17 protein-coding genes are annotated in these 12,407 nt (G+C 35.1%); 15 read left to right on the forward strand and 2 right to left on the reverse strand.

The features are described from left to right. Positions 1–552 precede the first annotated feature (552 nt). The gene (locus LNP23_RS15875) at positions 553–1,302 is read right to left on the reverse strand and encodes a 4-hydroxy-tetrahydrodipicolinate reductase (RefSeq protein WP_047775149.1); all 750 of its coding nucleotides are present in this window, start codon (positions 1,300–1,302) and stop codon (positions 553–555) included. Positions 1,303–1,557: 255 nt separating this feature from the next. Here LNP23_RS15875 and LNP23_RS15880 point away from each other — a divergent pair, with 255 nt between their 5' ends. From LNP23_RS15880 to LNP23_RS15950, 15 genes are all read left to right on the forward strand, one after another. Continuing rightward, the gene (locus LNP23_RS15880; RefSeq protein WP_047775151.1) at positions 1,558–2,508 is read left to right on the forward strand and encodes an isopenicillin N synthase family dioxygenase; all 951 of its coding nucleotides are present in this window, start codon (positions 1,558–1,560) and stop codon (positions 2,506–2,508) included. A 115-nt stretch (positions 2,509–2,623) separates the two neighbouring features. Further along, positions 2,624–2,956 (forward strand): translation initiation factor, encoded by a 333-nt coding sequence (locus LNP23_RS15885; RefSeq protein ID WP_047775153.1) that lies wholly within the window; start codon positions 2,624–2,626, stop codon positions 2,954–2,956. A 136-nt stretch (positions 2,957–3,092) separates the two neighbouring features. Next, on the forward strand, positions 3,093–3,965 hold the full coding sequence (locus LNP23_RS15890) for a nucleoside phosphorylase (protein WP_230001927.1): 873 nt from the start codon (positions 3,093–3,095) through the stop codon (positions 3,963–3,965). After that, complete coding sequence (locus LNP23_RS15895; RefSeq protein WP_230001928.1) at positions 3,966–4,406, forward strand: DinB family protein; 441 nt, start codon at positions 3,966–3,968, stop codon at positions 4,404–4,406. Between the two features lie 36 nt (positions 4,407–4,442). After that, entirely contained in the window at positions 4,443–4,835 is a 393-nt protein-coding gene (locus tag LNP23_RS15900; RefSeq protein WP_230001929.1) for a VOC family protein, read from the forward strand. Then, positions 4,835–5,308, forward strand: coding sequence for a DUF4265 domain-containing protein (locus LNP23_RS15905; protein ID WP_230001930.1), 474 nt, complete (start codon positions 4,835–4,837; stop codon positions 5,306–5,308). The genes LNP23_RS15900 and LNP23_RS15905 overlap by 1 nt, the downstream gene beginning before the upstream one ends. Before the next feature lie 60 nt (positions 5,309–5,368). Beyond that, on the forward strand, positions 5,369–6,220 hold the full coding sequence (locus tag LNP23_RS15910) for a substrate-binding domain-containing protein (RefSeq protein ID WP_230001931.1): 852 nt from the start codon (positions 5,369–5,371) through the stop codon (positions 6,218–6,220). A gap of 19 nt (positions 6,221–6,239) precedes the next feature. Continuing rightward, on the forward strand, positions 6,240–7,172 hold the full coding sequence (locus LNP23_RS15915) for a hypothetical protein (RefSeq protein WP_047775165.1): 933 nt from the start codon (positions 6,240–6,242) through the stop codon (positions 7,170–7,172). A gap of 186 nt (positions 7,173–7,358) precedes the next feature. Next, entirely contained in the window at positions 7,359–7,724 is a 366-nt protein-coding gene (locus LNP23_RS15920) for a hypothetical protein (RefSeq protein WP_047775167.1), read from the forward strand. A gap of 352 nt (positions 7,725–8,076) precedes the next feature. After that, complete coding sequence (locus LNP23_RS15925) at positions 8,077–8,652, forward strand: YdeI/OmpD-associated family protein (RefSeq protein WP_230001932.1); 576 nt, start codon at positions 8,077–8,079, stop codon at positions 8,650–8,652. Between the two features lie 135 nt (positions 8,653–8,787). Next, complete coding sequence (locus LNP23_RS15930; RefSeq protein WP_047775173.1) at positions 8,788–9,105, forward strand: ArsR/SmtB family transcription factor; 318 nt, start codon at positions 8,788–8,790, stop codon at positions 9,103–9,105. Positions 9,106–9,110: 5 nt separating this feature from the next. After that, positions 9,111–9,578 (forward strand): SRPBCC family protein, encoded by a 468-nt coding sequence (locus tag LNP23_RS15935; RefSeq protein ID WP_047775174.1) that lies wholly within the window; start codon positions 9,111–9,113, stop codon positions 9,576–9,578. Positions 9,579–9,585: 7 nt separating this feature from the next. After that, positions 9,586–9,960 carry a DoxX family protein gene (locus LNP23_RS15940; RefSeq protein WP_230001933.1) on the forward strand — a complete coding sequence of 125 codons (375 nt, stop codon included), beginning with the start codon at positions 9,586–9,588 and terminating at the stop codon, positions 9,958–9,960. Between the two features lie 23 nt (positions 9,961–9,983). Beyond that, positions 9,984–10,565 (forward strand): YdeI/OmpD-associated family protein, encoded by a 582-nt coding sequence (locus LNP23_RS15945; protein ID WP_230001934.1) that lies wholly within the window; start codon positions 9,984–9,986, stop codon positions 10,563–10,565. A 26-nt stretch (positions 10,566–10,591) separates the two neighbouring features. Beyond that, a complete protein-coding gene (locus LNP23_RS15950) occupies positions 10,592–11,158 on the forward strand; it encodes a DUF4256 domain-containing protein (RefSeq protein WP_230001935.1) in 567 nt (188 codons plus the stop codon). A gap of 164 nt (positions 11,159–11,322) precedes the next feature. Here LNP23_RS15950 and LNP23_RS15955 read toward each other — a convergent pair whose 3' ends face one another. After that, positions 11,323–12,312, reverse strand: coding sequence for a PorP/SprF family type IX secretion system membrane protein (locus tag LNP23_RS15955; protein ID WP_230005164.1), 990 nt, complete (start codon positions 12,310–12,312; stop codon positions 11,323–11,325). Positions 12,313–12,407 lie beyond the last annotated feature (95 nt).

The following is a 12,407-nucleotide window of genomic DNA, read 5'->3' on the forward strand; positions in this document are numbered from 1 at the left end:
TTTAACATTATTTGTTAGATAATTAACACCATGAAAATTATGAATTTGTAACATTAAAAATAGGAAAAAATAGCTACATACGATTTAATTTGATTTAAAGAATAAATCAGGGTTAGTTTTAGAATTTGATTTTCTAGAATCTTGCTCTGTTTGTCCTTTCGACGAAGGAGAAATCGCACAAGAGATTCCGCAAAGAAAAGCGTCAATCTTTGTCGAAAATTGGATCGGTTAGTCAGTAAGTTAGGCTATTTTTTCACGCAGATTTTGCAGATTTTGGGGATTTTTTTTATTTCATTCTGCTAAATCTGCGTGAGACTTTTTTTGATAACCTGTAGTTTAATGATGGATGAATGCCTTTTTTAATTGCCGTTGGTTTTATCAAACGGTCAAGTATAATTGATCAAAAAGGCTTTAGCCAAAAATCTTAAGAGTATAGTTTTAGCTAAAGCCTGTATTAATACCTTTTTTATTCCGTTGGTTAAAGCCAACGGCTATTCAAAAATTAAATATTTTGAAGAAAACAATTTTGCCTAAATGCGCTTCAAATTTAATTTATACCGCAAAATAAGGTGAAAGTATATCCTCAAAATTAAACAGACCTTCCTTTTTATCTACCAGATTTTCGGCTACAAATATGACACCGCTTCCAAAAGCTTCGCGTGAAATACTTTCATGTACAAGTCTTACGGTCTGAAACGGAAATCCAAACACAACTTCATGTTTGCCTACTATTCCACCTGCACGAACCGAGTTAATGTCTTCTTTTTCGAGATCAAGTGCTTCGGCAATTTTTATGGCGGTTCCTGAGATGCCGTCTTTACCTTTAAAATGTTCTTCGATGATTTCAATGTCAACCCAAGGAGCGATTTTCTTTAAAAATTTGGAGGCAAAAAGCAAATAATTTACCCCCAAGGTAATATTTGGACTCCAAAAGACGGTTGTAAGGTTGGAAAGCGATTTTAGATAGTCTTTCTCCTTATTGGTGTAATGAGATATTGCTGAAATAATTTTTATTTTTCGCTCACTTGCAGCCTCTCCGTACGCATAGATCCCGGAGTTGGATGAAAAATCAATTATAACATCAACGGGCTGATTATCGAGTAGTTCAGTAATAGAAGTTGATGCTGTTGAGTATATTTTCCCTGTTTCCTCCGAGTCAATTCCGAGGTATTCTGCGGCAGTTCTGTTTTCGAGCGTTTGGCTCCTTTTCATAACCCATGAAAGAGAGAATTTTTTGTTTTGCAAAATTACCGATGCTACCGCTTTTCCTGTTTTTCCGAATCCAATTAGACCTACTTTCATAATGTTGTTTTTTATAAAAATAGGATTTTTTTATTGCAAATGGGAATATTTTTGGAATTATTAACATGTTTTAGGACTATAACTGCTGTTAAATTATAGAAAAATCAAAAATAAGATTCCTTGTTCTGTAGTTAAATTATTGTTCTAAAAATCAATTTTATAGTAAAATTTAAAATTCAAATATAAAATATTATATACCTTTGTTACTGAAAGACCTTTCTATAGTCTTTTATCTTTTAATAAAAAATGTAAAGTATGCAAAACATTCCTAGTGTAGACTTACGTGATTTCCTTTCGGACGACCCGAAACGTAAACAAAAATTTGTAAATGAAATCGGCAGTGCATTTGAAAACATTGGCTTCGTAGCCCTAAAAGGTCATTTTCTTGATGATCAGTTGGTAGACGAACTTTATGGCGAAATTCGAAAATTTTTCGCCTTACCAGTAGAAACTAAGCATAATTATGAAATTCCCGGAATTGGCGGACAAAGAGGTTATGTTTCTTTTGGAAAAGAGCATGCTAAAGGACGTAAAGAGGGAGATTTAAAAGAATTTTGGCACTTTGGTCAGTATGTTGACCAAGATTCCAAATACGCTTCGGAATATCCGGACAATGTAGAAGTAAAAGAATTACCACGTTTTAATGTTGTGGGTAAAGAAGCGTACCAAATGCTTGAGAAAACAGGTGTTTATGTATTGAGAGCGCTGGCTTTGCATTTAGGTTTAGATGAATTTTATTTTGATCAGTATGCAAAAGACGGAAATTCAATCTTAAGACCTATTCATTATCCACCAATTACTACTGAGCCTGAAAATGCTATTCGTGCTGCAGCTCATGGTGATATCAACCTGATTACCCTTTTGATGGGGGCTCAGGGAAAAGGATTACAAGTTCAAAATCACGATGGCGAATGGATTGATGCTATCGCTGAAGACGATCAATTGGTAATCAATGTTGGAGATATGTTGTCAAGACACACCAATAACAAATTAAAATCAACGATTCATCAAGTGGTAAATCCACCGAGAGAATTATGGGGAACTTCTCGTTTTTCAATTCCGTTTTTTATGCATCCTGTAAGCGATATGCGTCTGGATTGTTTAGAAAACTGTATTGATGCAGAGAATCCTAAGAAATTTGAAGACATTACAGCAGGTGATTATCTGTATGAACGTCTGGTAGATTTAGGTTTAATAAAAAAATAAAACATTTAAATCTCCATTTTTTAAATTCCAAATTCCAAAACTATCAAAACTTGGGATTTGGAATTTAATTTTTAAACAAACAATTTTGGAATTTACCTTTTAGAATAAAAATATTATGGATTTACAAGATCAATTAAAGAATTTATTTCCGGATCATATCGAATCAAATGAGCCTGAAGAAGTTCAGGAAGAGGATCATGTGCTTTATATTCAAAAAGAGCCCATGATTTGCAAATTTGAAAAACGAAAAGGAAAGGCAACAACCATAATCGAAGGTTACGAAGGAAGCGATGAAGACTTTAAAATTCTGGCGAAAGAAATCAAGACCAAACTGAGTGTTGGCGGTACTTTCAAAGATGCCTCCATCATTATCCAGGGTGATTATCGTGACAAAATAATGGCAATTCTAAAAGAAAAAGGCTTTAAAACCAAAAGAGTCGGGGGATAAATTCCAATACTAATTGTAATTGGGATAATTTCCAAATTCCAACTTATGGAGCTTTATTTCAGGTCACACAACCTGAAACCTAAAACGTGAAACAAAAATAACTCAGAGACTAAGAGCCTCAGAAACTTAAAGAAGAATGATACAAGCATCAGAATTAATATTAAATCCGGACGGAAGCGTTTACCACTTAAATCTTCGCCCAGAACACATAGCCAACGATATAATTTTTGTTGGCGACCAAAACAGAGTTGAAAAAATCACTCAATTTTTTGATTCAATTGAATTTTCAACTCAAAAAAGAGAATTTAAAACGCAAACCGGAATCTACAAAGGAAAAAGAATTTCTGTAATGTCAACCGGAATTGGTCCGGACAATATTGACATTGTTCTGAATGAATTGGATGCTTTAGTAAATATCGATCTTGAAACGCGTCAGCCAAAAGAGAAGCTGACTTCATTAAACATCATCAGAATTGGAACTTCGGGTTCTTTACAAGCTGATATTCCTGTAGACAGTTTTGTAATGTCAAAATTCGGGTTAGGATTGGACAATATGCTTCGCTCCTATTTAATTGATGAAGTTACAAATGTTGCGCTTGAGGATGCTTTTATAGTGCATACGAATTGGGATAACAGAAAAGGAAGACCTTATGTGATTCCTTGTTCGGAAGCATTAGAAAAAGTGATCGAATCAGATCGAATATTCAAAGGAATTACGGCTACTGCAGGTGGTTTTTATGGCCCACAGGGACGTGTTTTACGTTTGAATATCCAAGATGAGGAATTAAACGCTAAAATGGATAATTTTAACTTTAATGACCACCGAATTACCAATTTAGAAATGGAAACGGCTGCTATTTATGGACTTTCGGCTCTTTTAGGACATAATGCTTTGTCTTTAAATGCTATTATTGCCAACCGTGCCTCCGGAACTTTTAGTGAAGATCCGTATAAAGCAGTAGATGAATTGATTACTTACACACTAAACAAACTTTCAAGCACGATCTAAATGCAGTATACAATTCTTAAATTTGAACAATTGCTTGGCGAAAGTGCTGTTTCTTTTCCAACAATTGACATTTCGATTTTAGAGGCAAAAAGAACTGGAAAATGGTCTAAAAAAGAGATTTTAGGCCATTTAATAGATTCTGCGATTCATAATTTGGTACGTTTCACAGAAATAAATTATCTGGAACAACCGTATTATCATCGACCGTATCAACAGCATAATCTCGTTGTTATAAACCAGTATCAGGAGATGGATTTTCCGGAACTGATACAGCTTTGGCTTTCTTTAAATAAGCAAATCATCAGACTATTTAAGAGTGTTAATGAAAAAGCTTTGGAATATAAAATCATATTAGCAGATCAATCTGTTATTGATTTAAGATTTTTAATGACTGATTATGTGGAACATTTAGAGCATCATATCAAACAGATTAAAGACTAAGTCTTTGTTTTAAGATAAAATTATTAAAGTATAATTATGACTTTACGAGTAGCGCGACATACCGACAATCTGGAAAGAATAGAACATTTTTATGTCAATATTCTGGGGTTTGAACGCTTGGGCGGTTTTCAAAATCACAATAATTATGATGGTGTTTTTATCGGAAAAGCAGGTTTGGACTGGCACTTTGAGTTTACACAATCCGAGACAAAAGCCAAACATGTCTTTGATGAAGATGATGTTATTGTGCTTTATCCGGAAACTATTATAGCATATATTGAATTAATAGACAGACTTTTAAATCATAATATAGTAAGCATAACGGCAAGCAATCCTTTTTGGAATGAGAATGGGAAAATGTTTCAGGATCCGGATGGGTATCGTATCGTCATCTCACCATTAAAAGCAGAAATAAACGAAATTGAATAATGGAAAATACGCATAAAAAAATCTTGTTCAGATATTACAGTGATTATCTGGAGGATACTATTGTAGAGACTATGTGGGCTGAAATCATCGACTTGGAGAAAGGACATTTTAAACTGGATAATATTCCTTTTTTTGGACCTTTAATTGCAACGGATGATCTTTTCTATGCAGAGTACGATACAACTGAAGAACGTTTGGTTTACAAAAAAACATTGCAAAGTTCTGGGAATTCAATTGTGCAGGTTGTAATTTTAGACAAAGATTTTGATAAAGAAATTATCAGAGAGAAATTAAAAGCAATTCATTGTTTGTCTGAAGGCTTAAATGACACCTTTTTTGCTGTGGAAATAGTGAAGGATATTGATTATGCTATCGTCAAAAGTTTGTTGAGTGAATACGAAACACTTTCTGTCATAGAATTTGCAGAGCCTTGTCTTTCAGAAAAACACAGAGCCGATTTATTAAAAAACTAGTACAATCAAGCCTGAAGTACTAAAATTAGCATACGCATACCCAATTTAACTTTGAATATAATGAAAACTGTAAAAATAGTAGGTGTTCCGGAACACTTCAATCTGCCTTGGCAATTGTGTATTGAAAATGGGGAGTTTGAAGCAGAAAATATTGATTTGCAATGGAAAAATATCCCGGAAGGGACTGGCAAAATGTGTCAAATGCTTCGGGATGAGGAGGCAGATATTGCCGTTATCCTGACCGAAGGAATTGTAAAAGATATTGCGGCCGGCAATCCTGCTAAAATAGTTCAGATTTATGTGCAATCTCCTTTGATTTGGGGAATTCACGTAGCAGCCAAATCAGATTTTCAGGAGTTAAAAGACCTTAAAAATAAAAAAGCCGCTATTTCCAGATTGGGTTCAGGATCGCAGCTTATGGCTTATGTAAACGCAAATGAGCAAGGCTGGAAAACCGATGATTTGAAATTTGAAATTGTAAATACGATCGATGGTGCTGTAGAAGCTTTAACAAACGGATCAGCGGACTATTTTATGTGGGAACATTTTATGACAAAGCCTCTGGTAGACCAGGGAATTTTCAGAAGAGTTGGTGACTGCCCTACTCCATGGCCTTCTTTTGTAATTACGGTTCGCGATGAGTTTTTGAGAAAGAATTCTAAAACAGTTGAAAAAGTACTGGAAATCATCAATAAAACAACTTACGATTTTAAACAAATCCCCAATATAGACCAGACATTATCGGAACTTTTTAATCAAAAAATCGAGGACATTCAGGATTGGTTGCAACTTACGCAATGGTCCCAAAAACAATTGGATGAAAAAGCCTTCAATAAAATTCAAAATCAATTATTTGATCTCGGAATTATTGAGAAAAAAAGTACTTTTGTAGAAATGGTAAAAGCACTATAAAAAACTGCTTTTGATTCTTATGATAAAATTCCCGAAAATCGACTTTCCGCAGTTAAAATCCAAGCTACAGGTGAAATCACCTTGGGACAGGATTATTATCATGCTGTTGAGTGTGCTGATTACCGTTCCGATTTTTATCATTATGCATCAAAATTTCATCGATTTAAAATGGCCTTTTAATTTAGATCGTGTATTGCTGTTTATAGTTGTTTTTACTGCAATTTTCTTTCTACTGATGCTTTTGCGAACCATAATAATCATTTGCATTGCGCTTTATTTACTGGTTTTATTTTACGGAACTGTCATTGGTAATTATGGTTTTACAGAGATCTCGGAAGATTATAATTCGATGATTTACACGATGTCGGATAATCCTTTTCCGCAGGATATTATCGTGGCAAAATTGCTTCCGTTTCCTAACAAATCTAAAATTATAAATGCCATAGAATATCAGAATCCGAAAGTTCGGAATTTTGCTGTTATGGCCACAACGAAGCATTTTAAAGGCATAAAAGGCTATGCCGACTACAGAACAACGATTCAGTGTTTTGCTGTTTTTAAAGAGATTAACAGCCGATGGAACTATGTAAACGATCCTAAAGAAGGAGATTACATTGCAACGGCGAGTGAATCTTTAGAATATTTTTCGGGTGATTGTGATGATCATTCGATATTGATGGCTGCTGCAATACGTTCGATTGGAGGAACTCCGCGATTGATTCATACCAAGGGACATATTTATCCCGAAATCTTAATTGGTTCATTGATCGATTTGGAAAAAGTCAATTATTTGATCAAAAACGTGCTTTTTGTTAAGGAAAGTTACAAGCAAAAGTTGCATTATCACATCGACGAACGTGGTCAGGTATGGTTGAATTTAGATTATACAGCCAAATATCCCGGTGGCCCTTTTATGTATGAAGAGATTCTTGGGGCTTTAACTTTGAACTAACCCATTTGTAGGAATAATTAGCCGGATTAGTGATTTATTACTTTTTAATATAGAACGATAATTAAACCTAAACTTTTAATAACAAAACTCCAGATATAGCTAACTTTTTTTAAATAATTGATTCTAAGTATTTTGAACTTATTTTTTTTGTAACTTGTTTCCTGTTTAACTTATTAATCAAAAACCATGAGAAAATCTAAATTACTTATCTTAGGAATTACACTATTAGCCGTATTAATGATTTCGTGCAAAGGTCGAAACAAACTGGTTAATTCTTGGAAAATTACTGCCGTTGAAGCTAAAATGCCTCTTTCTGATTCAGCTAAAAATGTAATTTTAACACAAGGGAATCTAACGTTTACTAAAGACGGACATGTAACCGGATATTTGCAAAGTGAAATAACAGATGGGACATATGCTTTGACAAAAGGTGGGAAAAGTTTAGTCATAAAAGACGAAACTGGAACTCCATATCCGTGCGAAAGTACTATAACAGAAGATCAATTGATATTAGACAGTAAGGAAATGAAATTGACGCTTAAAAAAATATAAGTTCAGCTTAATCTGAACACCCAATACAACAACAAAAGAAAAAACTCCTTACTTCAAGGAGTTTTTTTTGCCGTTTACCAGAATGATGTTTAGATTGGTACTGACAAAATAAAATAGCACGCAGATTTAGCGGATCAAGCGGATTTTCGCAGCAGTGTTTCTGTTATTATCTGCTACCCGAGCGATAGCGAACAGGCGAAGCAAATGTGTGTGAAAAAAAATCAGTGCGAATCTTTTTAATCTGTGGCAAAAAAACAATTCGCGAAGATTCGAGTAATTCGTGGCAAAAAAAAATACCCCATCTTGTAATTAATCGATAATCTAAATAAATACCATTTAACTACTAAACCAAATGCAGGATATTGAAACTTTTTACCCAACCAGTAGCCAGGACTGGAGAGCATGGCTGATAGAGAATCATAATGTAAAGCAGTCCATCTGGCTTGTTTGTTATAAAAAACAGGCTAATGTGCCCACCATTACCTGGAGCGATGCTGTTGATGAAGCGCTGTGTTTTGGATGGATTGACAGTACCCGAAAATCGGTAGATTCGGATAAATTCATCCAGTTTTTTACCAGACGCAAACCTTCCAGTAATTGGTCTAAGATCAACAAGGCAAAAATAGAACGCCTCGTTGCAGAAGGGCTTATGACTGAGGCTGGTCTTGAAAGTGTGGAAAGAGCAAAACAGAATGGTTCCTGGACTATTCTGGATCAGGTAGAAGAATTGCATGTTCCCGAAGATTTGTTAGCGGCTTTTGAAGTGAATGCCGGCGCAAAAGAATATTTTACGAGTTTAAGTAAGTCTGTAAAAAAGATGCTGCTGTATTGGGTAGTTTCTGCTAAACGACCGGAAACAAGACAAAATCGAATCAACGAAATTGCCGTATTGGCTGCACAAAACCTGAAACCTAAACAGTTTAGATAATCTTTTTTTTGTAAATGAGAATTCCTTTAGTTTGTTGTGCTTAAGGATGTTATTTTGAAAAAAGAATAAAAAAAAGTCCAAAAATATTTGCGCAGTCAAATAACTGCACTATATTTGCAGTCAAATAACTGCGCAATGGAAATTAGAAGAGATGTATTTCAGGCAATAGCCGACCCGACCCGTAGAGCCATACTAAGTTTGGTTGCTGCACAGGCAATGACTCCAGGAGCGATAGCAGCCAATTTTGATTCCTCAAGACAAACGATTTCAAAACACATTCAAATTCTTAACGAATGTGAGTTGCTGCATCAGACACAAAGTGGAAGAGAAATTCATTATCACTTAAACGCTGAGAAAATTAAGGAAATTGACAACTTCATTGAACCCTTCAGAAAAATGTGGGACGAACGTTTTAATAAATTAGAAGAGATCATGAAAAATTATAAAAAATAAACCTCATGGAAAGAAAAACAAAAATTAATGCGGAAGACGGCAAGCAGGAACTACTTATTACGAGAGAATTCGATTTGCCGCTTGAATTGCTTTTTAAAGCGTATATCGAACCTGAAATTGTAGCGCAATGGATGGGAACAAAAGTGATAAAGCTCGAAAATAGAAAACACGGCAGCTGGCAATTTGAAACGAGTGACCCAAAGGGAAATGTTGTATTTCAGGCCAATGGCGTAATTCAGGAGTTTCTTCCTGACGAGAGGATTACACGTACGTTTGAAATGGAAAACAGCCCCTTTCCTCCTCAGTTAGAGTTTTTAGAATTTGAAAAAATTACGGATTCTACCAGCAGACTTACGATGCAAATTATTTACAAATCGGTGGCGCTGAGAGATCAAATGCTGAAATTGCCTTTTGCCCAAGGGATCAATATGGCGCACAACAGATTACAGGATATTGTTAACCAACTAAACTAAAATAATTATGACTAAGAAAAACAAAATTATCTATTGGGTTGCCACACTTTGGCTTGCTTTGGGAATGACTGCAACAGGAATCGTACAATTGATACAAATGAAAGAAGAAGCAGAAATGATACAACGTCTGGGGTATCCGCTTTATTTCTTAATTCTTTTGGGAGTTTGGAAAATTTTGGGTGTAATTGCAATACTGATCCCTAAATTTCCATTATTGAAAGAATGGGCTTATGCGGGCTTTTTCTTTGCTATGTCGGGAGCGGTTTTTTCTCATTTATACTGTGGTGATAGTGCCAAAGAACTTTTTGGTCCGGTTTTATTGATTGTACTGACAGTCGTATCCTGGTATTTCAGACCGGCAGACCGTAAAGCAATTGTGTAATTAGTTTTTAAAATTCAATTGGTATGAATCCAAACGTTGATTTTTATTTTGATGAAGCTAAAAAATGGCAGGAAGAACAGGAGCAATTAAGAAATATTGCTCTTGATTGCCAGTTGACCGAAGAACTAAAATGGGATTCTCCGTGTTATACGTACAAAGGCAACAATATCGTATTGATACATGCTTTTAAAGAATATTGTGCTTTTCTGTTTTTTAAAGGCGCTCTATTAAAAGACACAGCAAGTATTCTCATTCAACAATCGGAAAATACGCAAGCCACACGCCAGATTCGATTCACAAATACAGCTGACATTACTGCAATAAAGGCGACTCTTAAAGCTTATATTTATGAAGCAATTGAAATAGAAAGAGCCGGTTTGCAAGTTACCTTTAAAAAAACGACAGAATTTGCCGTTGCCGAAGAATTTCAGAAAAAACTGGAAGAACTTCCGGATTTAAAAACAGCTTTTGAAGCCTTAACTCCCGGAAGACAAAGAGGGTATCTGCTTTATTTTTCGCAGCCCAAACAATCCAAAACCAGAGAAGTACGAATAGAAAAAGCGATGCTCCAAATCCTAAAAGGAAAAGGATTAAAAGACATTTAAGATCATAAAAAACAAAACAAAGTAATATGAGTAGTAAAAAGAACCAATTATCTGCTGAGCAACAGGATCAGTTGCTTAGTGTATTAGAAGCTCGCTTTGAGAATAACAGCAAACGCCACGAAGGTCTTGAATGGCATAAAATTCAAGCCAAATTAGAAGCTAATCCGGACAAAATTTGGTCATTGGATGAAATGGAAAGAACTGAAGGGGAACCGGATGTTGTGGGGTATAATAAAGAGACCGATCAATACATTTTTGTGGATTGTTCAGTAGAAAGTCCAAAAGGTCGCAGAAGCTTTTGTTACGACCATGAAGCTTTGGAAAAACGTAAAGAGCACAAACCAAAAGACAGTGCTATTAATAAAGCTGCTGAAATGGGAATTGAAATCCTAACCGAAGAACAATACCGTGATCTGCAAAAACTTGGAAAATTTGACGCCAAAACATCCAGCTGGATTATAACGCCTCCCGATATCAGAAAGCTTGGCGGTGCTCTTTTTTCTGATTTTCGCTACAATACTGTTTTTGTCTACCATAATGGCGCTGATTCTTATTATGCAGCGAGAGGTTTTCGTGGGCGATTATTGGTTTAATGATGAAGTTATTTCACATATAAAAAACCTCCAAAATCAAATGAATTTGGAGGTTTTTATATCAAGTCAAAGACTACTGAGATAGGTTTTTCTTATTTATTACTAAGACTTTCGTTTTATTTGTAGATTGTCTTTGTGTTACACTTCGCCAAAGCTGTAAAATCTTAGTTTACAGCGGGACAATTACAATCGTACTTCTCCTTTCTACAAGCTAAATTCACCCCTAATGTAAGCTGGTGATAAGCGCCATTGTCAAATTTGACACTACCAAAAACGGAAGAATACGTGTAGGCAAACAGGAAGTTTCTATAGTTTATACCGATAATAGGTGTCAAATATTGTAATTTTTGTTTTGAAGTGCCACTTACCGGGTGCTGGGTATCTAAACCGGTACGATAAGACAAACCGGCCCACAGCATTCCTTCACTAAAATTCTTGTACGTTTTCAAATTTACATCAAGTGTCTTTTCTTTTGTCATTTCAGTAAATTGAAACATAACAGAAGGTTCCCATGATAACCAATCTGAATTGCCAAAAATGTAACCGGTACTAAAAAGATATTTCCTTAGGTTGCTTGTTTCATGATTGGAATCCTTATTTTGTTTGGTTTCCAAAATATTTTTTGCAGTCAGATGAACATACATGTCCAGATAATTATAGGAAGTTCCGATATCAAAATTGACATGTGTTTCGCTTTCGACGTTTCCTTTAATAATCGGATCTGTAACACCGGAATCCAGAAAGTGAGTTTCATCTAACTGGCTTTGCGTGATACCGCCACTTATTCCAAAAGAGAGTTGATTCAAATCGATAGCGTCCCTTGAAAACATAATGTGATGTGCATAAGTAAGTTGGATTCCTTTTTGAGAATAGTATCCGTTTTTATCGTTAAAAAGAATAATTCCTCCGGCCGATTTTTCGTCAAATCGGGTATTGTAACTCAAGGTCTGAAATGCAGGAGCGTCTTCGTGACCGAACCATTGGTTGCGAATGGTTAATCTTATTTTATCACAATTAGCTGCTCCTGCCATTGAAGGGTGAATGAGATAGTAATTGTCGGATAAATAATCAGAGTAGATCGGAATTCCTTCTTGCGAAAAGCAATGTGCAGAGATCAGTAGAAGGGTAATATAAGAGACAAATCGTGAATACATCATTCAAGTTTTATTTTAAATTTTATTCACTACTAACACAGTAGTTTTAGAAAATAGGGTTGTAAATAAAGCAGTTATTTTGTTGCAAATACGGT

This window comes from Flavobacterium cupriresistens (genome assembly GCF_020911925.1).
Lineage (GTDB): Bacteria > Bacteroidota > Bacteroidia > Flavobacteriales > Flavobacteriaceae > Flavobacterium > Flavobacterium cupriresistens.